Source organism: Blautia sp. AF19-13LB (assembly GCF_003479105.1).
Taxonomy (GTDB): Bacteria; Bacillota; Clostridia; order Lachnospirales; family Lachnospiraceae; genus Fusicatenibacter; species Fusicatenibacter saccharivorans.
Genome location: NZ_QUGO01000029.1, coordinates 1 through 23,393 on the forward strand (window position 1 = coordinate 1; position 23,393 = coordinate 23,393).

Below are 23,393 nucleotides of genomic sequence, written 5' to 3' on the forward strand. Positions count from 1 at the left end.
GAAGATATCTAATCCATTTCGGAATAAATATCTTCTGCTTTTAAGTTAATGACATTGTGAATTTACGCACTTTTCACAGGTTTTTAGATTTAATCATACCGGCGGAATCGGACGTAAAAAGGAGATTTCTCACGAGATTAAAGTTTCAGTAGTTATGGAACTGGTATGAGTGGACACAAAAATCTACAGTTAATATTTAAGGTTATTTCGGAGATTATTTTCATCAACAACTAAATATTAAAAGAGTCGCAAGACCGCTTGTTTTCAACATCTTTGGATGTGAAAGCATGCGGTCTTCTTTCTTTTGTCAGCTTTCATATCTAAGATTTCAGAATGGAGGAATGCGAGAATGAAAGAAATAAAGGAAATGTATCCATCATGGGGTGACGACCATGGTGTCAGGTTGGGAAACGTCAAAATCAGTGATTTACACGACTTTAAGGAACATCCTTTCCATGTTGTGGAAGACACTGCGTTGTTTGAACTTGCAAAGAGCATTGAGGATAAGGGAGTACTAGTTCCATTAATTGTTCGTGCTAATCCGTATGGAGATGGGTATGAGATTATTGCAGGGCATCGTAGGAAGGCTGCCTGTAAATGGGCAGGGCTTTCGGAAGTGTCGGTAATGGTTGTGGAAATGGATGATAATGAGGCTGTGATTGCTATGGTAGATAGTAATTTGCAGAGAGAGCATATTAAGCCAAGCGAAAAGGCATTTGCTTACAAGATGAAGCTGGAGGCAATGAAACAGCAGGGGAGGAGGACGGATTTAACTTCTTGCCAAGTTGGCAAAAAGTCCGTAGAAAATCCAACGTTGTCTCTTGCAAAGGTGGGATGCGGATATGATGAGAACGGCAGATGGCAAGTGACGAACGAAGAAGTTGAACAAATGCCTATTGATTCTAATAAACAGCTTGCAATGCAGCTGGGAGAAAGTCAGAGGCAGATTGCCCGCTATATCCGCCTGACCAATCTTATTCCTAAGATTCTGGATATGGTGAACGAAGGAAAGATTGCTTTTACGGTGGCTGTGGAGCTATCTTATCTGAAGGAAGAGGAGCAGTACGAGCTTCATGCCATTATGGATTTGGAACAGTGTACACCATGCTTATCACAGGCGTGTCGCTTGAAGGTAATGAGTCAGCACGGAACCTTGGATATGGATGCGATTTGTATGGTTTTGGAGGAAGAAAAGCCCAATCAGCGGGAGCAGATAAAGCTTCGTGCAGATGCATTGGCAAAATATTTCCCAGAGGATTATACACCAAAGCAGAAGACGGATTTAATCGAACAGCTTCTGAAGGAGTGGTATGAGAAGCAGGAATACAGCAAGCAGGAAAGCCTTGGCAGCAGTCGTGGCAGAGCAAGATAAAGGAATGGAGGTAGTAGCGATGAGCAGAGAATTATCAACTTATGAAGCAATGGGTGGCACTTATACAGAGGCGGATGGAGTGTTTTATCCGAATATTGTGGTTTCGGAGGAAGCAGATGTGTGGATTGGAAAATATGGTCTGTTATGGATAGATTATATGAAATCCAATCATGCAGAAAGGTACAGGCACCATATTCGTATGGGAACCTTGAGTGCCAGAGCTTTTGAGCTAAATGAAGAGGCTTATGAAATGCTGGAAGGAATCGTGAGTCAGTATCTGGCAAAGCATAAGCCACAGCATTCAGCTTCCACAATGGAAATGTGGAAGCTTCGGGAACAGGCAAAACAAATGGCGGAAGAGATCGTGTTAAGCGACATTGTTCGCCAGTATCATTAGAATTTGGAGGATTTTAGTATGAGAGAGATTAGAGAATACAATATGAACGGAACTATTATTTTGGGCGTGGATAATGGTTATGGCAATGTGAAAACCGCCCACAGAGTATTTCCTACGGGAATTATAAAGTGTGACAGTGAACCGGTGCTGAGTAAGGAGTATATCGAATATGATGGTTCTTATTATATTATTGGTGAAGGTCACAAGGGCTTTGTTGCAGACAAGCAGGAGGATGATGATACTTATATTCTGACTCTTGCAGCGATTGCAAAGGAGCTTGAGGCAAGAGGACTTACAGAGACTAGAATTCATCTGGCGGTGGGACTTCCTTTGAAGTGGGTACAGGCACAGAGGGAGAGCTTTAAGAAGTATCTGACCAGAGAAAGATATGTTTCACTGAAATACAAGAAGGTGGACTATCTGATTGAAATTGTGGATTGCACGGTCATGCCACAGGGCTATGCGGCTGTTGCAGAAAATTTGAAGGATTTCAAGGGAATGAATCTGCTGGTGGATGTTGGCAACGGTACTATGAATGTTATGTATCTGAATAACGGAAGACCGATTGAAAGCAAGTCATGGACAGAAAAACTGGGTGTGAATCAATGCTTTATTCGTATTCAGAATCGAATAATGGATAGGACTGGAACAAAATTACCAGATGAAATTATCAATGATTTCTTAAGATATGGCGATGCGGATGTAAGTGAGGCATATTTATCAGCGATGAAGCAGGTTGCTGAACAGTATGTACAGGGATTGTTCCAGAAGCTTCGGGATTACGAGTATAACGAGGATTTGATGAATCTGTATGTTATGGGTGGCGGTGCCAAAATGGTGGAAATTTTTGGAAAATACAATCCGGATAGGACAACCTATAATCATGATATTTGTGCAAATGCCAAGGGGTATGAATACTTCTGTTATATGATGCTTCGTCAGAAGAATCGAAAGTAGGTGGTTAGATGGCTATAAAGAATCACAATTTCCGCTTCAATGAGGAAAAAGAAGCGGAAAGAAAAGCATGGCAAATTCTTCACTCAGAAGAAGTGAAGGAGGACTTCCGCTCTCAGAATGAATTTGTTATAGCTGCCATCAATGATTACTATGCAAGGCATCTTGCTCTCAAACGAGATCCCTATCTGGAATCGAGGGAGAAGGAGGATACATTTGTAAAAGGAATTGTAGAGGCAGTAGAGCAAAAGGTACTTGATAATCTGCCGGGGTTGGCGGGCATGTATATGATGCAACAGCAGTCTCTTTTATCCGTGTTGGGATTACAGGGGATGGTGCCTGTACAACAACAGGTGCCAATGCCACAGATGGTAGCAGGAATGCAGATGTCAGGTCAGGTATCAGCAGCCGTACAAGAGTCGAAGCAAGGGCAAGAGACTATGGTTGGTGGAGATGGATGTGAAAAAAGAGATTACACTGAGGAGGATGAGAAAAAGTATCAGATAGAACCTGATATTAACGAGTTCCTTGATTTTAGTTTTTGTGGTGAATGATAGTAGATGGCTACAAAGCTTTTGTAAATAAAAGCGATGTAGCATCAGTTGTGAAAGAATATGTAGCCATAATTGCAGTAGGAATAAGTGGTGTCGGAAACGGCAAATTATGTAGCCAATTAAATACAGCTATTAGCTTTGATGAAGCCATGTATCTTTTCGAAGGTATGTGGCTTTTTCTGTATTTGCTAAAGATAGATTTTTTATCCAGCCGTCGGCGTTTGAGAGCGAAATACACCCATCGCACAATACTTCGTTTTGTACTCTGTGTATTTCGCCATTGCAGGGGGCTATTACGCCGGAAACGGCGGTGGGTTCGTATACGGATGCCTATGCATCCACTCACATTATGCAATAGAAGGGAGATGATTAGAATGCCAAGAAATTCATTTGTGCAAATGAATAAGCTGACCAATGTGTCTGGCAGAATTACTTATATATCAAGTAAGGCAAAGCAGGAAAATCTGTATGCTACTTATACTACGGTTTCGGAGCAGAGTTTTTGGAGAGAACTGGCGAAATATAACCAGGAAAGTTTTCGGCAGAGTGGGACTGAGGGAAAGTGTATTGAGGCAAGGGAACTGATTATAGCGTTGCCGGAATCCTTTGTGTATTATGAGCCGGAATATTTGCTTAGGCGATTTACAGACCATTTTAAGCAGAATTATAAGGTGGAATGTATCTCAGCACTGCATCATAACAAGCGAAAGACCAATTACCACATTCATCTGATATTTGCAGAGCGTCAGCTTCTTGATAAACCTATTGAGAAGATTGCCACCAGAAATATGTTTTATGACGAGAAAGGTAAGCATAGGCGTACCAAGAAGGAAATCTTGGATGAAGCAGGGAACATCCGTAAAAAGTGCAAGGTTATCAAGAAGGGGGAAGCGTATGAGCGGAATCTGTTTACTACGAAAAACGAGCTGTTTAAGGCTGATGGATTTCTGGACGAGGTAAAGCGTTTATACACGGACCTGATTAATGTCTGTGCCATAAATGAAGAAGATAAACTTCAGGTATTTGATAGGAATGGAATGTATCTTGCTACCAAGAAAATTGGTAAAAACAATCCTAAAGGAGCAGAGATAGAAGCTGACAATATGGAGCGTGCAAGATGGAATCAGACTGTGGACAGAGCATTGATTTCAGGTGTTGCCGAGGAGGATATCCTAGGCGTGAAGCGAGAAAAGATATCGGAGGAAGTCAAGCATTCTATTGAATTATATGGGAATAATCCGTCTTTCTTGGGGGATATTATCAGACTTGCAATTAAGGCATTGGAATTGCTTATATCAAAGGTATTACTTGCAGCAGCTAAAGTGGCTAAAAAGATTGTGGATGTGGTTCATGAGAAAGTTGTAGAGAAAGAAGTTCCAGTGTTGGTGGAAGAGCCAGAGCAGGCGGTTGAGATTTGGGAAAAGGTACAGCTTCCTAAGAAACCAAAGGAACCGTTATTGCTGTCTAAGTATCCAGTGATTATGGAGCTGGATGCAGAATTGAAGCGTTGGAATAAGGAAATCTTTGCGGTTGAACAGGAGCGGGGCAATCTGGAGATTGAACTGTCTGTATGTTCCAGAGTATTTAAGCAGAAGCAGAGGAGGGAATTGCAGGAGAGGATTACTCTGTTGGATAAAAAGGTGGAGAAGATGAAGGCTGAGCTTTCACAGGTGCTTCGGGATGCCGGATATGCTAATGCTGCGGAATTCTTTACAGAGCTTTTTGCGGTGCGTGAGGAGAAGCGGAAGTATGAGGAGGCTTGCAAGGTATGGCAGGAAGAATGTGTTAGGACGGAGATTGAAGCGACGGGGGATGGACAGTATTATGGGAATGTTCCGTCGATTGAAAGAGGAAGAACACGTTAGTTTTTGGAGGATTACTAAGTTTGGTAATCCTCTGCTCTTTTATAGCAAAAATAACTGTAATAGTAAGAGAAAAAACAGAGGAAATAAGGTGGGTAATATGCTATGATATATACGGTAGCTGCATTAGCTTTATCGAACCAAAGAATGGAGAAAACAATTATGAATATAGCAGTATTTGCATCCCATGGTGGAAGTGATTTACAAGCGATTATGGATGGGTGTAAGAATAATCAAATTAATGCAAAGGTGGCAGTTGTTATTAGTAACAATGGAAGTTCAATGGCTTTACAAAGAGTTGCTGGCGAAGGTATCCCAAACTATCACCTTAGTGCCAAGAAATCAGGAAGTGAAGAGAGTTTGGCAACAGAGATTTTAGATGTATTGTCAAAATATAATGTTGATATGATTTTTTTGGCAGGATATATGAGGATGTTACATATATCAGTTCTTGAAAGATATAACAATAGAATTTTTAATATTCATCCGGCATTACTACCTAAATTTGGCGGTAAAGGTATGTTTGGAATGAATGTGCATACGGCTGTTATTGAGGCAAAAGAAAGTGAAACAGGAGTAACAATTCATAGAGTAAATGCAGAATATGATAGCGGCAAAATCGTAGCTCAAACAACAGTACCCGTGTTGGAAAGAGACACACTGGAAACATTAGCAGCGAGGGTGTTGGAGAGAGAACATGAATTTTTGGTGGAAGTCATAGCTGACATTGTGAACGGTAAAATTCCTTTAGGAGAATAATGGGACACGATAAGGAGAATCTATGAAAAAATTAGTTATACTTAGAGGTAATTCAGGTAGTGGGAAAACGACAGTAGCAAGAGCGTTACAAAGAAAGATAGGATTTAATACAATGCTTATTTCACAGGATGAAATTAGAAGAAATATGCTTTGGGTTAAAGATGGCATAGATACGAAAGCATTGCCACTAATGATAGAACTTTTGAAATATGGAAATGAACATAGTGACATTGTTATTTTAGAAGGAATTATGTATGACGAGTGGTATAATCCATTATTTAATGTGGCTAATGAATTATATGGGGCAAATGTTTATTCATACTATTTTAATATACCATTTGAGGAAACCGTAAGACGTCATCAAACAAGGAGTAAAAGCCAAGAATTTGGCGAAGAGCATATGCGCCAATGGTGGCGGGAAAAAGATTTTTCATCTGTTCTTGAGGAAGAAATTATTTCTTGTGAAATGGATGCGGAATGTATTATTGAAAAGATATACACAGATTTGCTAAAGTATATTTAGAGAAAGTATCAGCAACTGATGAGTGTTCTAGATTAAGGAGACAAATATGAAACACACGATGAAATTACGTCCCAATCCTTTTCGTATGATTTTATGTGGAGAAAAGACATATGAACTTAGATTATATGATGAAAAACGTCAATGTATTAAAATAGGTGATAAGATAGTATTTGTCAATACTAAGACTGACGAACCGCTTGTAGTAAGTGTTAAAAGCATACATATATTTAAGAATTTTACTGAATTATATCAAGCGTTACCATTGCTAAAATGTGGTTATACAGAGGAAAATCTTACAACTGCTAATCCAGCAGATATGGAGGAATATTATTCAAAAGAACAACAGATGCAGTATGGTGTTGTGGCGTTTGAAATAGAGAGAATAACAGAACGACAATTTGTTAATGGAAGAATTGGCGGGACGGAAAACGGACTCCAAGGAACTATTGGAGATTAAATAGATTTGTGATATAGAAGAAGCTCATTGATAAAAAGAGTGATTAAACATGATTTTGATACAGAGGAAAAGGTATGGATGTATTACTTGAATTATTAATTAAATTGTTGTCATTAACAGTGATAATGATATTTTTAATTGGTTTATTATTCGTTATGTTAATTTCAGTAGTATACATAGCGGGATATGTTTACGATAGTATATTTGGCAATTCATTTATAAGTCTGGGGCACTTTATAAGTGGAAAATATCCGAAAATCAAGAATATTCCGATAGTTGTAAAACTGTGGAGAAAAATACAACCAAAAGAATTATATTTGCGATATGAAACACCATTATTTACATATTGTTTTTCGTATACGGCAATTTCGTTGTTGGCATTAGTATTGCCGAATGAGAATGGTATGGGTATTATTGTAGCATCGGCTTTATATCTATTGTTTTACTTTGTCGGAATGGCTAGAAAATGTGGAAGAAATGAACAATATTATGAAAAAATATTGGACAACAATATTGAATTTCTTAAATTATCTTTTTTACCATTAGGTTTCATTATCACCGTGTTGGGATTCTGTTTTACTATTACTGGGATGAAAGTGCAAGAACTTCCTCTGGATTTTGCAATAATAGGAAATACATACGCGAGTTTAATGAATTATAATGACGAGACAAATACATTAATGCTCTTTCTGAAATTGATTGTATCTGGGGGACTTATATTGATTTTGTTTTATGTTATAAGTTTATCTATTCAAGTGATATCATATTTTGTCATTTCAGTTATTAATTATTTCAGAAAACATAAAGCTGGCTACATAGGACTATCTAAGAAATTTCTTGGCATTGTAGCTTATTTCTTGAAAAATATATGATAGGAAAAAGTAGTAATGAAAACAGACAGATTATACGCACTTACTTTATATCTGCTAAATCATGGAAAGTCTTCCGCCTCGGAGTTGGCAAAGCATTTTGAAGTATCTGTACGGACGATTCAGAGGGATATCGATACTTTGTGTCAGGCGGGTATTCCGATTTGTGCTTTTACCGGTACAAATGGTGGATATGAAATTTTAGGTGATTTCAAAATGAATAACCAACTTGCATCGAAAGATGAATATGCCTATATTGCAACTGCTATAAATGGATTAAAAACGGTTACTAATAATCCGGTGGCTGATGATATTTACGAGAAAATAACAGCCATATCCAAGAACAGTAATATAGGTATGATTTTGGATTTTTCTGTATTAAGAGAAGGCGATGAGAAATTGCTTCAAACTTTACAGTCTGCAGTTAAGAATAAGCAAGTGGTTAGATTTACATATACAAATAATGGTGGAGAAACAAGACAACATTGTGTAGAACCGATAGCGGTTATTTACAAATGGTATGCTTGGTATATGTTGGCTTATAATACGGCGAAACAGGATTATAGAACCTATAAGCTGGTTCGGATGGAAGATGTTTGTATAACGGAAGATGAATTTTCCAAGGAGCACAAGTCGGCACAGGATATTTTAAATGATTGTGACAATTCCTATCAGGGAAAGGACATATCCATAAGAGTTCGGATGCGATGCCGGGGTAATGCGATACACAGAATAAAGGAATATTTAAACGGACAGCTTATAAAAAACTGTGATGATGGTAGTTCTATTATGGAAGTTCATATTGTAGAGAAGGAACAATGGTGGATAGGTGTTGTTTTGTCACAGGGAAAAGAAGTCGAGATTATAGAACAGGAGCATATAAAAGAAAGGATTATTAATTACGCAAAAGATATTCTTTTTTTATACGATAAACTATGACATATAGATGTCGTAATTTGTGTGAGATAATGTAAATGAAGTTATTTAATGTTTAACAAATTACGATATGGAGGTTGATAAGAAGATGGGTATTGATGTGTATGAACAAATTCCTGTTATGGAAAGTGAAAAGTTTCTGCTGAGAGAAATTAAGGATGGAGATGCAGAGGATTTGCTTAGGGTATATTCCGATAAGGATGCAGTACCGCTTTTTAACAGTGATAATTGTGTGAATGGTTTTTACTATACTTCAATTGAAGAAATGAAGGATACTATTGCTTTTTGGAAGAGAGAATATCAAAACAGATATTATGCACGGTGGGCTATTATAGACAAAAATGCTAACTGTGCAATTGGTACAATAGAATTATTTAACCGAAGGGCAAAGGATTATTTCAATAATTGCGGATTGCTTAGACTGGATTTGAGAAGTGATTATGAAAAACAAGATACGATAGAAGATATTCTTGGGATTATTATTCCTGAAACGAGAGATATGTTTGCTTGTGAAATGATTGCCACTAAGGCAGTTTCAATTGCCCAAGAGCGTATACAGGCTTTAGAACATATGGGATTTTGTTTGTCGGAAGAAGCTTTAATAGGACATGATGGAACGAAGTACAATTCATATTATGTTCGGGAGGTGTAAGGAATGACTTTTGATTTCAAGAAAGAATACAAAGAATTTTATATGCCTAAGAATAAACCTGAAATAGTCAATGTTCCGACGGCTAATTATATTGCTGTCGGAGGGAAAGGTAATCCGAATACTCCGGATGGCGAGTACCAACAGGCAATAGGTGTATTGTATGCGGTTGCATATACTTTGAAGATGAGTTACAAATCAGATTACAAGATAAAAGGATTTTTTGAATACGTAGTTCCACCCTTGGAAGGTTTCTGGTGGCAAGACAATGTAAGAGGCGCAGACTATGGGAACAAGGATTCTTTTAACTGGATTTCTGTGATTCGATTACCTGACTTTGTTACAAAGAATGATTTTGATTGGGCGGTAGATACTGCGACCAAAAAGAAAAAGTTAGACTGCAGCAAAGCAGAATTTTTGACGATAGACGAAGGATTATGTGTTCAGATGATGCATATAGGACCATTTGATAATGAGCCGGAGTCTGTGAAGATTATGGATGCGTTCTTAGAAGAAAATGGATATGTAAATGATATAAATGAAAAGCGTTTACATCATGAAATATATATGTCTGATGCAAGGAAGATTGCACCGGAGAAGTGGAAAACAGTAATTAGACATCCGATTAGAAGAAAAGAGTAATTTATGCGAAAGGAGTTGTGGGATATGAACAATTCAATAATTTATCGCCCTTTGACGGCAACTCCATTCAAAAGAAATAGCTTTTATACAGAAATTTCCCCTTCTAAAGAATTGCAATCCTACATCCGATGTTATTGGGGAACAGAAAAAACACTTATACAAATCGAAAATAGTGATGCACCGGAATTAGTAATTCCGGATACTTGTGTGGATATTATTTATCATATAGATTATACCGATAATACCGTAACCGGAGGACTCTGTGGGGTAAATGATTGCAGTTTCCATGCACATGGCAACGGAACCATAGGTCATATGGTATCAACCTATGCTATTCGACTTTATGCGTGGAGTGCATATGCATTTTGCGATGATTCATTGCAATCCACCATGAATGGATACTTTGATGTGGATTCAAGGTTTGAATGGTTGGACAAGATTATTCGCCCCAAACTGTTGGAACTAAAAACCTTACAGGAAAAGATTTCATTTACCGAACAAGCATTGCTTAAAAGATTATCTGATGTGAGAGAAAATACGGTTGTTAACGATACAATACAGAACATTTTGATAAATAAAGGTTCTTTGGATATAGCAAAATTGGCAAAGAAATCCTTTGTGAGTACCAGACAGTTGGAGCGATTGTTTCATGAGTATGTTGGCATTACGCCTAAAAAGTTAAGCAATCTGATAAGATATCAATTCCTATGGAGAGATATTTTGTGTGAGCCGGATTTTGATGTGTTAAGTGCGGTTTACAAATTTGGATATACAGACCAATCACACTTATTACGGGAATTCAAGAGATACCATTCTATGGATATACATAATGCAAGAATAATGGCTTTTAAGGATGTCGGAAATATACAAGATGTTTTCGTTTGAATTTAGTATAATAGTTTCAAATTCTGACAGGCAGGAGAGGATGAAAAACTATGAAATACTGTACCACCGTAATAGCAGTACGAGATATGGAAAAATCTTTGCAGTTTTATAAGGATTTATTTCAGCAAGATGTACTTGTAGATTTTGGGAAAAATAAAACTTTGACTTGTGGATTAGCATTGCAGCAGGGATTGGAGCATATAGCTGGATTTGATGCCAGTACAATGAAATTTCGTTCCAATACCATGGAGTTGTATTTTGAGACAGAAGATTTTGATGCTTTTATACAATTGCTGGATTCTTATCCACAAGTGGAAAGACTTCATGAGCCGAAAACTTTTTCCTGGCTTCAAAGAGGAATTCATATATTTGACCCGGATGGACATTTGATAGAGGTTTCGGAGAGTATGTATTCTGTTGCCTGTAAGCAGTTTGAATCAGGTAAAACCATAGAGGAAACAGCTAAATTAGTGCAACATCCGATTGAGGTGGTCAGAGGTTGGTACGACCAGTATCAAAAGGAATTGATAAGTGTCTGTGGCACGGATTGTAGTGCGTGTTATTGTTTTGGCAAGATGTGCAATGGCTGTAATTCCTGTAAGGGAAAAGTTTTTCATGCACCGGAAGGAAAAGCTTGTCCGATTTATGACTGTGTCAGAAATAATAAGTGTATGCAGAATTGTGGAGAATGTGGGGAAATACCTTGTAAGTTATGGTTTGATACCAGAGAGCCAAAGTTTTCTGATGAAGAATTTAAAGAAAATATAGCAATGAGGGTACAAACATTGAAAAAGGAATAGAGGTAGTTATGTCAAAGAATAAAGAGATTGCAGATTACATAATGGATCAACTATCTGATTTAGGAAATGTACGAAACATTCCTATGATGGGTGGATATATTTTTTACTATAAAGAACGGATATTTGGTGGGATTTATGGTAATGGTTTTCTTGTAAAGATTACAGAGACCAGTAAGAAGTTTATGCCGGACAGTGAACCGGAACCACCGTATGAAGGTGCAAAACCTATGTTACCGGTAACTATTTTGGAGGATAGAACTAGCTTGCAAAATATGGTGGAAGAAATGTATCCGGAATTACCAGAGAGAAAACCAAAAAAGAAAAAAGCATAAAATGTGGTCAAATGTAAAAAGTCACTCAGTTTACGATGATGTAAATTGGGTGATTTTTAAATTTAAAAAATAAAATACATATAAGTGAGATAAATTCACATATAAACGTTGATTTTTGAGAAAAACTGTATATAATAGAAAGTAGAAAAGAAGGTGAGGTAGCAATCATGTTAATTCAATTTAATTTCAAAAATTTCAAATCATTCAGAGAAGAGGCTACTTTGGATTTGTCTGCGGCAAAGGTGACTGAGTTTTCAGACAGAGTGGTGACTGTTGGTAGCGAGAAGATTTTGCCGGTTGCTGCCATTTATGGTGCAAATGCAAGCGGAAAGTCTAATATATATAATGCTTTTGAATATATGTCTGATTATGTTGCAGATTCTTTTAAGTATGGGGATGAAGAGGAAAAGTTTGAGGAGTTCAGACCGACTCCGTTTTTGTTTGATTCCACATCTGCTGAAGCAGAATCCAGCTTTGAAGTGTATTTCACATTGCATGGTGATAAGTCTGAAAGAACTTATAACTATGGTTTCTGTATCAACAAGGAAGGTGTAACGGAAGAGTGGCTTAATTCCAAGGCAAAGACTGCAAGAAAGTACAGCACTGTATTTTATCGTGGAACTACAGACGAGGAGCTTGATTTGTCCGGTTTTCCTAAGAGTAGCAGGGATAATATTCAGGTGGCATTGGAAAAGCAGGTGCTTATTATATCTTTGGGAGCAAAGCTTAAGATTGGTAAGTGTAAGGCAATCAGGGATTGGTTCCTTGCTAATGAGTTTGCTGATTTTGGGGACCCTTTTACTAATTTCTTTATGTCACGCAGATTGCCTAAAGGATTTGTGGAAGATAAGGATGTGCAGCAGAAAGTTGTGGAATATTTCGCATCCTTTGATGAACATATCAAGGATTTTAGAATTGAAAAGGTTCCTCAGGAGGCTGAAAGTAAGGAAGAAAGATACAAGATTAACGCACTACACAAGATGATTGATTCTGATGAAATGGCGGAAATTCCTCTAGGATTGGAGTCCGCTGGAACCTTGAAGATGTTTGCGTTATATCCGGAATTGCAAGAAGTGTTGGAGAAGGGGAGCGTATTCTTCATCGATGAATTAAATGCACGTTTGCATCCGTTACTTGTAAGGAATTTCCTGCTTACATTCTTGAATCCGGAGATAAACACTAACCATGCACAACTTGTATTTACAACCCACGATACATGGCAGTTGTCTAACCAGTTGTTGCGTCGTGACGAAATCTGGTTTGTGGAAAAGGATGAAAGAGGCGTATCCACACTTTACTCATTGGCTGACTTCGTGGATGAGGATGGTTCTCGTATCCGTAAGGATGAAAGCTATGAGAAGAATTACCTAATTGGAAAGTACGGTGCGATTCCTACCTTAAGGAGTATTGATATTTTTAAGGAGGATTGAGTATGGCGAAAAAGGACAGAACAGGTAATAGAAAAAAGAGAGACCAGAGAAAACAATTCAAGGTGCCGGAATTGGGCTACTATTTGATTGTTACGGATACAGAGGCTACGGAATGCTGCTTCTTTACTGGTCTTCATCAGGCATTGCCGGAAGATGTGAGAAATAAGCTTGTAATAAAGGTGGTAGAAACAAAGACTCGTACCATGATTGATAAATGTTTGGAACTCACTGCTTATGATGCACAATATCGTATTCCTTGGATTGTGTTTGACAGAGACCAAGTACAAGGGTTTGATGAGATTATAAAAGAGGCAGAGGATAAAGGAGTACAAGCGGGCTGGTCTAATCCATGTTTTGAAATATGGATGTATGCCTATTTTGGTTCCATGCCGGCAATCCAAGAATCTTGGACTTGTTGCGCAGATTTTGGACGAGTGTATGAAACCAAGACCGGGCAAAAGTATTCCAAGGCAGATGAGCAGATGTATGGAAAACTCTGCAAAGCTGGTGACGAGGAAAAGGCAATCCAGATAGCACAGCAGAAACTGGAACAGTGTAAAAGAGAAGGTAAGACAAAGCCATCAGAAATGTGTCCTTGTACGACGGTGCATGAGCTGGTGGGGGAGATAAAGGGTAAGACAGTATATGTGTAGGAAATGTAAATCCGTAAAATGACTTAGAAAGGGTAAAGATGTTGAATGTTTATCAAAGCAATAGATAATATGTTACTTATTGATATACTATAACGCAAGTAGAACTCTGAAATCTCAGATTTTTATGTTCGATTTGTTCTATGGCGGGATGGCAATACTTAATAGTTTTATGAATTGGTAAAGAGTAGAGAAGAATGACAGATTGAATATGTGGAGGTATGATGATATGGATGTTTTTGCAATAGAAAAAGGAAAAGCACTGAAACTTTCGGTAGATGAATTTGAAAAACAGACATGCCATGAGTATCCTTACTACAGAACAAAAAAGGATAAAAGACTTTCTTTGTATGCGATTTGCCCAGAATGCGGAAATCCTATACAGATTGTAAATATGTATGGAGAAGAAATGATGCAGAATGTAACCCGTAAAGTAACCCTTTATGGGAAGCATACAGGACGAGCTGTAGAAGGTTTTCCATATTGGAATGAAGCAGAGATGAAAAACTGCTCATTATATAAGCCATCGCCATTGGGAAATACGGAAATAAGAACAAAAACGGAAGAGTCTGAAGAAATAAAGGAAATTATCGAAAAGAATTGGAGAAAAATAAAGCAGAATATTAGAGGTATAGTGGGAGTAAATCTAACGAATAAAGAAATGGACCATATGTATGAGGTGTTTATGGATTCTCGAGCGTATAGTTATAAAGCTGTTAATAAATACAATATACCCTATGCTATGATTAGATATCAGGAAGCAATATCAATCTATCGCACTTTTCTATTTGACTCTCCTATGAGTGAAATTGTCAAAGACAGAATCAATTGTAATAGTAAGTATTTTGAAATTCCAGATAAGGAAATAGTGAAAAAGGGAAGCGGATTCTATAACATTGGCATCTATTTTACAAAGTATCAAAGGAAAGAACACAAGCAATATATACACATGGTAATATATGAAGCTGATGGGTATGGAAAAGAAGGTAGAAATAGTATTTTAGAGGAAAGCATAGAAATGAAATCATGGATTTATGAGTGATTGTAAACGAAGAGTGAAAACACCATATATTCTTATGATAAAAAGAAGCTCCTTGCAAAACTGTATATGTGAAATATTGGGAGGTAACAGAATGTTTATTAGAAAAGTCAAAATTCATAATTTTAAATGTTACAGAGATTTTGAAATTACTCTTGAAGAAGGATTGAATATTGTTGTTGGAGATAATGAAGCAGGGAAATCAACAATACTCGAAGCTATAAATTTGGCACTGACCGGAATTATTAGTGGAAAGAGTATATGGAATGAGATTTCACAGTATATTTTTAATAAAGAGGCAGTTGATGAGTATATTACATCGTTAAATACAGCCCCTATTGAACTTCCATACATAACAATAGAAATTTTCTTTGGTGGAGCTGAAAATCCTTTGATGAATGGTGATGCGAATTCAGATAAAGATAACAGTGCAGAAGGATTTTGTTTCAAAATTGCATTTAATGACAAATATGCAGATGAATATGAAGCATTAGTCCAACAGGGAGATGTTAAAAGCTTGCCGATTGAATATTATGATATCACTTGGACAACCTTTGCCAGAGATATAATTACAACACGTAGCATACCTTATAAATCATGTTTGATTGATTCATCTGAATATAGATATCAAAGTGGAAATGATTTGTATTTGTCGAGAATTATAAAAGGCTCATTGGAACCGGAAGATATAACATCTATTGCACAAGCACATAGAAAAATGAGGGATACTTTTATTAATGATCCATCAATAGAGGCTATTAATAATAAAATAAATCAAGATGCTAGTTTGACAGACAAAAAGATTGCGTTATCTGTAGAATTGGTTACAAAGAATGCTTGGGAAAATAGTCTTGTTACACAATTGGATGAGATACCATTTCATTATGTAGGAAAAGGAGAGCAATGTGTTGTTAAGACAGAACTGGCATTAGCAAAACGTACTTCGCAAAATGCAAGTATTATTTTGTTAGAAGAACCAGAAAATCATTTGTCACATACAAGATTGAATCAGTTGATTAAATGTATTTCGGAACAATATGCAGAAAAACAAATACTTATTTCAACGCATAGTAGTTTCGTCGCAAATAAGTTAGGGTTAGGAAAAGTGATGCTGCTTGATAACCTGAGAATTACAAGATTTTCTGAGTTGCCGGAAGATACATATAATTTCTTTAAGAAGGTGGCTGGTTATGATACGTTACGAATGATTTTATGTAAGAAAACCATCTTGTGTGAAGGAGATTCGGATGAACTGGTGATTCAGAAAGCATATATGCAACTTAATGATGGGCGTTTGCCGATAGAGGATGGAATAGAAGTGATTTCCGTGGGTGTATCATTTTTGCGTTTCCTTGAGATTGCAGATTGTATTCAAACAAAAATTGCAGTTGTTACAGATAACGATGGTGATATGGCAGCTATTAACAAAAAGTATGCAAATTATATAGGTGCAAAGCGGAAAGAATATATAAAGATATGTGTTGATGACGTTGTGGATACAGGGACACTTAAGATTGGCAAGAGTGATTATAATTACAATACTTTGGAACCGAAACTGCTGAAAGTTAATGGCTTAGATAAGTTAAATCAAATTTTCGGTACTGATTATACAAATGAGGATGATTTGAGGAAATTTATGAAGCATAACAAAACAGAATGCGCATTGAGAATATTCGAATCTTCTGAACAGATAGAAATACCGGAATATATTTTGGAGGCTATCAGATGGTAAATAGATTGATAATTGCGGCTGCAGGATCTGGTAAAACTACATATTTGGTCAGACAAGCGATGCAACAATCGGACAGTGTATTAATAACAACATACACTATTGCTAATGAATTGGAAATCCGAAAAAAAATTGTAGAACTCAATGGTTTTGTTCCGCATAATGTTATCATACAAACATGGTACTCTTTTCTTTTGCAGCACGGGGTTCGACCATTTCAGGGAGTGGTCTTAGATGATAAGATTAACGGCATGATATTAGTCAATGAAAAGTCTGGGAAAAAATATGATGGGAAATATGGTCCGGTATATTTTGCAGAAGATGACTATAGAAAATTCTATTTCACGGATGGGATGAAAATGTATTCAGATAAGATTGCAAAATTTGTATGCCGTTGTGAAAAGGAAACTAAAGGCAGAGTTTCGCAAAGAATTAGCAGGATTTATCCTAAGATATATGTAGATGAAATTCAAGATTTAGCGGGATATGATTTAGACATCATAAAAAGTCTGTTGCAAGCGGAGTGTGATGTGACAATGGTAGGAGACCCCAGACAGGTAACATATCATACGCATAACGAAGCAAAGTATAAGAAATATGCAAATGGTAAGATAGAAGAATTTATTAAAACTGAGTGCAAAAAACCAGGTTGCATTATTGATAAAGAGACTTTGAATGATTCTTACAGAAATAACCAAAGTATTTGTTCATATTCATCGCAGTTGTATGAAGAATATGGTGAAACTGGAACAAAGCAATTTGCGGTTACAGGGCATGACGGAGTTTTTTTAGTAAGACCAGATGATGTTGATGCATATTTAGAAGAATTTAAGCCAATGCAACTTAGGGAGAAGAGAACAGTAAAAGTGAATGATAGATATGCAGTAATAAATATGGGTGAGGCTAAAGGATTAACATATGATAGAGTCTTGATTTATCCAACTGGAACAATGAGAAGCTGGATGAAGGACCATTCAAAGACATTGCAACCGAAAACAAAGTCTCAATTTTACGTTGCAATTACAAGAGCAAGATATAGCGTGGGAATTGTTTTTGATTATGATGAGAAAATAAGTATTGAAGGTGTGGAAAAGTATCAATAATTGGGTGTATATGTTGAATAATTGATACAAATATAATAACAGTTTGAAATCGATGTGATAATAGAACGGATTTATAATGTATTGAAACCTCATGTCGATTAAAAAAGGCATGAGGTCTTTTTGTGGGAGAAGATATGGATAAAGAACAATTTCTAAGAAATATACAAGAAGAAGATAATAATTCATTGAGAACAGGAGCTGCTAATCGTATATTGCAATTACTTCAGAGACAACGTTATAACAATAATGAGGATAGCGTTAAGAGATGGATTTGGGAATTGTGTCAAAATGCAAAGGATGTTTGCAATGATAGCGGCAAGGTAAAAATTCGTATTGATTTAGATGAAAGTAATAAAAGGGTTATTTTCAGACATAATGGAAGAGCATTTTCTCTTGCAAATGTCATGTCACTTATCAATCAATCTTCATCAAAGGATAGAGATGATGAAACGGAAAGAACCAGTGGGAAGTTTGGAACAGGATTTCTGACAACACATTTATTATCAGAGATAGTTAATATATCAGGTATTTTAGAGACAGAACCTGAGAATTACTCTCGCTTTCGGATTTCATTGGATAGGACTGGTCATGATAAAAAAGAAATTATTGCGGCATTGGAAAAAGCTGTGAGTCAATTGCAGGAATGTCAGTCAATGCTGGTAAGTGACTATGATAAATATGCATATAATACCATATTTGAGTACGAACTTGATGAGGATGGGATTGAGGTGGCTCAGCAAGGGATTGAGAATTTGAGAGTGTCAGCACCATTTGTCTTGTCAATGCTTAGTGATATAGAGGAGATTACACTTGAAGCTACAGGAGAAAATTATAAATATAGCAGGCAATACAATTGTGGTTTAGCTAATTCATTAGTTCATGAAATCATATATGTATCAAGTACAGAAACTAAGAAGATATATATTTTAAATTTAACAGAAGAGAATACAACAATATCTATTGCTTTAGAAGGCGGAGAAAGTGGATGGTATATCATGCCTTATGCAAAGCAGCAATCAAGGTTGTTTTGCGATTTCCCTTTAATCGGAACAGAAGATTTCCCATTTCCAGTGTTAGTCTGTGCCAGAGATTTTAATCCGACAGAACCCAGAGATGGCATTTTTTTGACATGTCAGTCAAGGTCAAAGATTGATGATGAAATACAGCAAAATCGAGATATTATTGAAAGGGCATGTGAATTATATAAAAAGTTACTAGAGTATGTAGCAGAGAAAAGATGGAACGGAATCTATAACATAACAAAAATCAATTCGTATGGTAGCAAAAATTGGTATGACAATGAATGGTTGGAGGATATTGTCAATAATTGTAAGTATACTATTTTGCACACACCGATTATCTGTACCGGTAATGGATCAATGATGGCATTGCAAGATGATTTTGAATATGAACAGGTATTTATAATTTCTGAATCCAAAGAGGAAATACGTGAAAAAGAATGGGATTTGCTTAGTGTTATAATGCCAGAAAAGATTCCGTGTAGGGAAGATATGCACAATTGGTATAATTCCCTGTGGAATAATTGTAATAAGTACAATTTTAAATCATTGATAAAGCAGATAGAGGAGTATGGGAATGTTGTAAAACTTCAGGAATACATGAGAGGAACTGATTGGCATTCATGGTTATCGCAGTTTTTTAATCTGATAGAAGAGAATAAAAGTTTTCAGACATATATTGCGTCAGAGAGGATTAATATTATTCCAAATCAAAATGGTATATTTTCTTGCACGACAAATTTATATTTTGATAAAGATATCTTAAATGAATATAAGGAGATTCTAAAGTTTCTTGGAATTGATTGTAGGGATTGGTTGCTTGATTTGGAGTTCAGAAACAGAGATTGGTTTCAATTCGAAGAATATGGTAATGAGCAGATTTTAAAACTTATTGAAGATAAGTTGGATGATGCAGAGAAGGAACTTAAAAGCAATGTATTGTTTCGTATGGCATATATGTATACAGGGGAAAATGATAGATTAGTAATACATAGGCAAATATGTCAATTTGCAAATGCAATTTTGAAAATGGATAATCAAATGATAAAGGTGTCGGTAATTTCTGAGAGAATATTGCAGGATGCATTGAAACATACAATAACTCGTGTGGCAGACCGAATTAGTGAGTGTGAATGTATTCAGAAATTTGCAGAATATATGGAAATATCTTTTGATGAAGCAGTGAGATTATTGGCACAATTTGTAGAATTTGTTTTAGGACAAGGCTATGATAATCTTATAAATAAATCTACGAAGCCGATCTTACCGAATCAGAATGGTAGGTTCATGATAAAGGATGACATATTTTTGGACAATGAAATGGATGAAACGCTAAAAGATTTAGCTGTTTGTGCAGGATATGACATCAAGTCAGACTTGCTTATGAAAAACATTTATTTGGAATTGCCGGAAAGCCGATGGAAAAATGATATAGATGTATCTCAGGTTATTATAAAATATGTTAATCAAAACAGAACTTCTAAAGAGGAGGAAGTAAGAACATATTTTAAAAGATTATTGGTGTGGATATGTGACAATGAGGAAAAGGCAAGGAGCATTTTGCCAAATTTGTGTGAAAACAAGCATTATCTTTATGACGATGAAGAAATTGCTAGAACTATCAAGCAGGCAGAGACATTTAATCAACTCATGGAAAAGTACAACATATCCAGTCCGGAAAAGTTGGAGGAGCTTATTGGCAAAAGTCAGGAACAATGTACCGAAGTTAGTGATGATAGAATTGAATTAACAGAAGAGGTATTGCTACAATTGGGAATTGATTCTGAAGATGCACTGGAAAAAGCCTTCTCCTACCCGGATTTTGCAAGTAAGTATATCAGAAATTCAAAGCATGATGCAGGTACATATGAGTATCTTCAAACTATATTAGAGCGGTCAAAAAATAATATTCTTTTGCATTTAAATAGTAAAGAAGAGTATGACATTACTGAAATGCGTCAAATAGCCAATACAATATTTATCATAAAGAAAGATGGAAAAGAAATCTTTTTATTGGCACGCCCGTCTGATGGTGGAGAAGTTCGAATATATTATGAGACAGAAAAAGATTTGCTGGATTATACAATGGATTGGGAACTATGGGTAGAGGATGGAAAGAGTGAACCACAGAAAATCACATTTGGAAAGATGATTAAACTAACCGGACTTAATAGAATACCGCTGAGAGGAATATAACATGAGACTAAATGAAAAGGAAATTGAAAATATTATATGCAATAGTGTGACTGAAAATTTGATATGTAGAGCCTTGGAACTACGCCCAGGAGAATTGGCAAAATTCATATGTGGATTAGCCAATGTTAATGGAGGGTATATATTAGTTGGGGTTGAAAAGGATAATGGGCTATTGAAGCCAAAGGGTCTTCAGCTTGCATTTGATATGAAATCTATTATGAATTCTGTAGACAAGAATTTAGATGGCACTTGTCAATTTGGATACGGATATGTTAATGTTTCAGGAAAAAATATTTTTGTTATCAAAGTTGAGAGGGCGAAACAAAAGATATTAGTGGATAATGTATATTATTGCTTTCAAAACAATAGTGTAGAAGTAAGACAAATAGAGGAAGCAAAAAGATTATCGACTTTGTTTATTTCATATACGGAGTGTGACACACCTATAGTGGATATTATTGAAGACAAGATTCGTGAAAAATTGCAAGATAAGATTAAGGTTTCACGTTATACAGGGTTAAAGTATAAAGATAGCTTTAAGGAATTTATGGATACAATTCAAGAACATGATTATGTTCTAACTGTTGTAAGTGATACATACTTAAAGAGACAAGCGTGTATGTATGAAGTAGGGGAAATAATTAAGGACCATCATTATAAAGATAAATTATTGTTTGTTGTGTTGAGTGAAAATGAAAGAAAGTATTATGGCGAAAATATTCCTGAAAAAATAGGACCCAATATTTATGGAGGTGCTGAGGCAAGACTTGAATATATTGGGTTTTGGAAAGAAAAGTTTGATAAGTTACAGCAAATGATGAGTAATATAGGAGATTATGAAGCAACTAGTGAAGCAACAAAAGATCTTAAGATTATTGGACAAATATATAGAAAGGATATGGGAGAATTTTTACAGTTTTTGTCTGATGAAAATGGTAAAAATTTTCAGAAGTTGTATGAGAATGATTTTAAAGAATTAATTGAATGGATATATCCAGATTACTGTTTGAATATCTTTGATATGTGCCACCGATTTGATATTTTGTTAAAGAATGCTATTGAGAGATTACATAATGTAACGAGAACTGATTATAATCAAATTGCGTTAGGAGTAAAGACAGATAGCCATCAAACAGGATTAATGGTGTTTGCAGATGATATTGTGCTGTATAAACAAAGATATCGCTTGGTTGCTATGGACGGGCTTATGGCAAAATCGTATGTAACAGGAAATAATATTTTAATAGATGATGTAAAGAAAGAAAAAGATTATTATTGTGCAGTTTTTCAGACACGTTCAGAATTAGTATTACCAATTAAATATGGTGGAAAAATAATTGGTGTATTCAATTCTGAAAGCGAAGAAACAAATTATTATACTAAAGAGATGGTAGAACAATTATATAAAATACTTGAAAATTTTTCTTCTAGAATTATTGAATTAGGATATGTGGGAAATATGAATCATGGGGATATTCCCTATGTACATATTTAAATATAGATATAAGATTAATATTGTGAGAGTGCATATTTGTTTGTTAAGTGTCTGTCTTAAAATGTGTAGTGGTTTGTAATAATTTTCCATATTCCACAAGGAAATATAGATACATATATGTAAAGCGTTACTATTAGGGAGTTGATACAACTTTTACTGTATTTATATAATGGGTGGGGCATGTATGAATTTTTCTACGCACACGGGTATCGCGAGTTTCCGTGGGTACACCGATGCTCACTATGGGTCATCAGTGATGAAAAATCAAGACTTTTTGAGCAGTTGTTGCAATTTCCGCAACAACTGCTATTAGACTATGTGCACCTAGCGGCGCACGTTTCTAACGGGTTAAAGCCCCGAATCCGCCCGGTAGTGGGAAGGATATAGCCGAAAGCAAGGGTGTCCATCGTGAGATGGAATCTGAAGGAAGCTGGATGTGAGGAACATACTAACTCACGGGCAAATCTCTGGTCTGACGGACAGAAATCTTATATGAGGTTATGCATGAGGGTAAGGTTGCATATCAAATCGAAGCCCAATAACTACACGGAATCATGCATGATAAATGAGGCAGATGGATGGAGAGGAAGAAACGTGTGGTACCTAGGGAGGTCTGTGCGGTACGCCTTGAAAGAGGTAACCATTGCATAAAGCAATGCTGAACGCACAGAAGTCAGCAGAGGTCATAGTGTGCGACTTGCAAGTCGTCATTTAAATTGTGATAAATTCACTACTACATCC

Annotated in this window: 22 protein-coding genes; all 22 read left to right on the forward strand. The window is 36.2% G+C overall.

Features of this window, described 5'->3' with window-relative positions:
- The first annotated feature begins 349 nt into the window (after positions 1–349).
- Complete coding sequence (locus DWX32_RS17920) at positions 350–1,372, forward strand: ParB/RepB/Spo0J family partition protein (RefSeq protein ID WP_226906385.1); 1,023 nt, start codon at positions 350–352, stop codon at positions 1,370–1,372.
- Positions 1,373–1,391: 19 nt separating this feature from the next.
- A complete protein-coding gene (locus tag DWX32_RS17925) occupies positions 1,392–1,769 on the forward strand; it encodes a TnpV protein (RefSeq protein WP_158579614.1) in 378 nt (125 codons plus the stop codon).
- 18 nt (positions 1,770–1,787) lie between these two features.
- Complete coding sequence (locus tag DWX32_RS17930) at positions 1,788–2,726, forward strand: ParM/StbA family protein (RefSeq protein ID WP_118660758.1); 939 nt, start codon at positions 1,788–1,790, stop codon at positions 2,724–2,726.
- 8 nt (positions 2,727–2,734) lie between these two features.
- Entirely contained in the window at positions 2,735–3,277 is a 543-nt protein-coding gene (locus tag DWX32_RS19925; RefSeq protein WP_173815382.1) for a hypothetical protein, read from the forward strand.
- Positions 3,274–5,142: a MobA/MobL family protein gene (locus tag DWX32_RS17940; protein ID WP_226906869.1), complete on the forward strand. Its 1,869-nt coding sequence runs from the start codon at positions 3,274–3,276 to the stop codon at positions 5,140–5,142. The genes DWX32_RS19925 and DWX32_RS17940 overlap by 4 nt, the downstream gene beginning before the upstream one ends.
- A 159-nt stretch (positions 5,143–5,301) precedes the next feature.
- Positions 5,302–5,898: a phosphoribosylglycinamide formyltransferase gene (gene purN / locus DWX32_RS17945; protein WP_118660796.1), complete on the forward strand. Its 597-nt coding sequence runs from the start codon at positions 5,302–5,304 to the stop codon at positions 5,896–5,898.
- A gap of 22 nt (positions 5,899–5,920) precedes the next feature.
- The gene (locus DWX32_RS17950; protein ID WP_118660762.1) at positions 5,921–6,421 is read left to right on the forward strand and encodes a kinase; all 501 of its coding nucleotides are present in this window, start codon (positions 5,921–5,923) and stop codon (positions 6,419–6,421) included.
- A 46-nt stretch (positions 6,422–6,467) separates the two neighbouring features.
- Complete coding sequence (locus DWX32_RS17955) at positions 6,468–6,878, forward strand: ASCH domain-containing protein (RefSeq protein ID WP_118660764.1); 411 nt, start codon at positions 6,468–6,470, stop codon at positions 6,876–6,878.
- Between the two features lie 74 nt (positions 6,879–6,952).
- On the forward strand, positions 6,953–7,750 hold the full coding sequence (locus DWX32_RS17960; RefSeq protein WP_118660766.1) for a hypothetical protein: 798 nt from the start codon (positions 6,953–6,955) through the stop codon (positions 7,748–7,750).
- A gap of 15 nt (positions 7,751–7,765) precedes the next feature.
- Positions 7,766–8,686 (forward strand): helix-turn-helix transcriptional regulator, encoded by a 921-nt coding sequence (locus DWX32_RS17965; protein WP_118660768.1) that lies wholly within the window; start codon positions 7,766–7,768, stop codon positions 8,684–8,686.
- Between the two features lie 85 nt (positions 8,687–8,771).
- The gene (locus tag DWX32_RS17970; RefSeq protein ID WP_118660770.1) at positions 8,772–9,335 is read left to right on the forward strand and encodes a GNAT family N-acetyltransferase; all 564 of its coding nucleotides are present in this window, start codon (positions 8,772–8,774) and stop codon (positions 9,333–9,335) included.
- A gap of 3 nt (positions 9,336–9,338) precedes the next feature.
- Positions 9,339–9,974, forward strand: a complete 636-nt coding sequence (locus DWX32_RS17975) for a GyrI-like domain-containing protein (RefSeq protein WP_118660772.1) — start codon at positions 9,339–9,341, stop codon at positions 9,972–9,974.
- Between the two features lie 24 nt (positions 9,975–9,998).
- Positions 9,999–10,859 (forward strand): helix-turn-helix domain-containing protein, encoded by an 861-nt coding sequence (locus DWX32_RS17980; RefSeq protein ID WP_158579615.1) that lies wholly within the window; start codon positions 9,999–10,001, stop codon positions 10,857–10,859.
- A 50-nt stretch (positions 10,860–10,909) separates the two neighbouring features.
- Positions 10,910–11,659 carry a VOC family protein gene (locus tag DWX32_RS17985; protein WP_118660776.1) on the forward strand — a complete coding sequence of 250 codons (750 nt, stop codon included), beginning with the start codon at positions 10,910–10,912 and terminating at the stop codon, positions 11,657–11,659.
- Positions 11,660–11,667: 8 nt separating this feature from the next.
- The gene (locus tag DWX32_RS17990) at positions 11,668–11,991 is read left to right on the forward strand and encodes a TfoX/Sxy family protein (RefSeq protein ID WP_118660778.1); all 324 of its coding nucleotides are present in this window, start codon (positions 11,668–11,670) and stop codon (positions 11,989–11,991) included.
- A gap of 167 nt (positions 11,992–12,158) precedes the next feature.
- Positions 12,159–13,421, forward strand: a complete 1,263-nt coding sequence (locus DWX32_RS17995) for an AAA family ATPase (protein ID WP_118660780.1) — start codon at positions 12,159–12,161, stop codon at positions 13,419–13,421.
- Between the two features lie 2 nt (positions 13,422–13,423).
- Positions 13,424–14,074 (forward strand): RloB family protein, encoded by a 651-nt coding sequence (locus DWX32_RS18000; protein WP_118660782.1) that lies wholly within the window; start codon positions 13,424–13,426, stop codon positions 14,072–14,074.
- Positions 14,075–14,300: 226 nt separating this feature from the next.
- Positions 14,301–15,113, forward strand: a complete 813-nt coding sequence (locus DWX32_RS18005; RefSeq protein WP_118660784.1) for a hypothetical protein — start codon at positions 14,301–14,303, stop codon at positions 15,111–15,113.
- A gap of 91 nt (positions 15,114–15,204) precedes the next feature.
- Positions 15,205–16,842, forward strand: coding sequence for an ATP-dependent nuclease (locus tag DWX32_RS18010; protein WP_118660786.1), 1,638 nt, complete (start codon positions 15,205–15,207; stop codon positions 16,840–16,842).
- Positions 16,836–17,942 (forward strand): UvrD-helicase domain-containing protein, encoded by a 1,107-nt coding sequence (locus DWX32_RS18015; protein WP_118660788.1) that lies wholly within the window; start codon positions 16,836–16,838, stop codon positions 17,940–17,942. Before DWX32_RS18010 ends, DWX32_RS18015 begins: the two co-directional genes overlap by 7 nt.
- 122 nt (positions 17,943–18,064) lie before the next feature.
- Positions 18,065–21,157 (forward strand): ATP-binding protein, encoded by a 3,093-nt coding sequence (locus tag DWX32_RS18020; RefSeq protein WP_147398324.1) that lies wholly within the window; start codon positions 18,065–18,067, stop codon positions 21,155–21,157.
- 1 nt (position 21,158) lies between these two features.
- Positions 21,159–22,652 carry a TIR domain-containing protein gene (locus DWX32_RS18025; RefSeq protein ID WP_118660792.1) on the forward strand — a complete coding sequence of 498 codons (1,494 nt, stop codon included), beginning with the start codon at positions 21,159–21,161 and terminating at the stop codon, positions 22,650–22,652.
- Positions 22,653–23,393: the final 741 nt, after the last annotated feature.

What these genes read in the sequence shown, in the direction of transcription:
- DWX32_RS18010 (WP_118660786.1), top strand. Translation starts at nt 15,205, where the DNA reads ATGTTTATTAGAAAAGTCAAAATTCATAATTTTAAATGTTACAGAGAT.
- DWX32_RS18015 (WP_118660788.1), top strand. Translation starts at nt 16,836, where the DNA reads ATGGTAAATAGATTGATAATTGCGGCTGCAGGATCTGGTAAAACTACA.
- purN (WP_118660796.1), top strand. Translation starts at nt 5,302, where the DNA reads ATGAATATAGCAGTATTTGCATCCCATGGTGGAAGTGATTTACAAGCG.
- DWX32_RS17920 (WP_226906385.1), top strand. Translation starts at nt 350, where the DNA reads ATGAAAGAAATAAAGGAAATGTATCCATCATGGGGTGACGACCATGGT.
- DWX32_RS17930 (WP_118660758.1), top strand. Translation starts at nt 1,788, where the DNA reads ATGAGAGAGATTAGAGAATACAATATGAACGGAACTATTATTTTGGGC.
- DWX32_RS17950 (WP_118660762.1), top strand. Translation starts at nt 5,921, where the DNA reads ATGAAAAAATTAGTTATACTTAGAGGTAATTCAGGTAGTGGGAAAACG.
- DWX32_RS19925 (WP_173815382.1), top strand. Translation starts at nt 2,735, where the DNA reads ATGGCTATAAAGAATCACAATTTCCGCTTCAATGAGGAAAAAGAAGCG.
- DWX32_RS17965 (WP_118660768.1), top strand. Translation starts at nt 7,766, where the DNA reads ATGAAAACAGACAGATTATACGCACTTACTTTATATCTGCTAAATCAT.
- DWX32_RS17940 (WP_226906869.1), top strand. Translation starts at nt 3,274, where the DNA reads ATGATAGTAGATGGCTACAAAGCTTTTGTAAATAAAAGCGATGTAGCA.
- DWX32_RS17995 (WP_118660780.1), top strand. Translation starts at nt 12,159, where the DNA reads ATGTTAATTCAATTTAATTTCAAAAATTTCAAATCATTCAGAGAAGAG.
- DWX32_RS17985 (WP_118660776.1), top strand. Translation starts at nt 10,910, where the DNA reads ATGAAATACTGTACCACCGTAATAGCAGTACGAGATATGGAAAAATCT.
- DWX32_RS17990 (WP_118660778.1), top strand. Translation starts at nt 11,668, where the DNA reads ATGTCAAAGAATAAAGAGATTGCAGATTACATAATGGATCAACTATCT.
- DWX32_RS17960 (WP_118660766.1), top strand. Translation starts at nt 6,953, where the DNA reads ATGGATGTATTACTTGAATTATTAATTAAATTGTTGTCATTAACAGTG.
- DWX32_RS18000 (WP_118660782.1), top strand. Translation starts at nt 13,424, where the DNA reads ATGGCGAAAAAGGACAGAACAGGTAATAGAAAAAAGAGAGACCAGAGA.
- DWX32_RS17955 (WP_118660764.1), top strand. Translation starts at nt 6,468, where the DNA reads ATGAAACACACGATGAAATTACGTCCCAATCCTTTTCGTATGATTTTA.
- DWX32_RS17980 (WP_158579615.1), top strand. Translation starts at nt 9,999, where the DNA reads ATGAACAATTCAATAATTTATCGCCCTTTGACGGCAACTCCATTCAAA.
- DWX32_RS17970 (WP_118660770.1), top strand. Translation starts at nt 8,772, where the DNA reads ATGGGTATTGATGTGTATGAACAAATTCCTGTTATGGAAAGTGAAAAG.
- DWX32_RS18005 (WP_118660784.1), top strand. Translation starts at nt 14,301, where the DNA reads ATGGATGTTTTTGCAATAGAAAAAGGAAAAGCACTGAAACTTTCGGTA.
- DWX32_RS17975 (WP_118660772.1), top strand. Translation starts at nt 9,339, where the DNA reads ATGACTTTTGATTTCAAGAAAGAATACAAAGAATTTTATATGCCTAAG.
- DWX32_RS17925 (WP_158579614.1), top strand. Translation starts at nt 1,392, where the DNA reads ATGAGCAGAGAATTATCAACTTATGAAGCAATGGGTGGCACTTATACA.
- DWX32_RS18025 (WP_118660792.1), top strand. Translation starts at nt 21,159, where the DNA reads ATGAGACTAAATGAAAAGGAAATTGAAAATATTATATGCAATAGTGTG.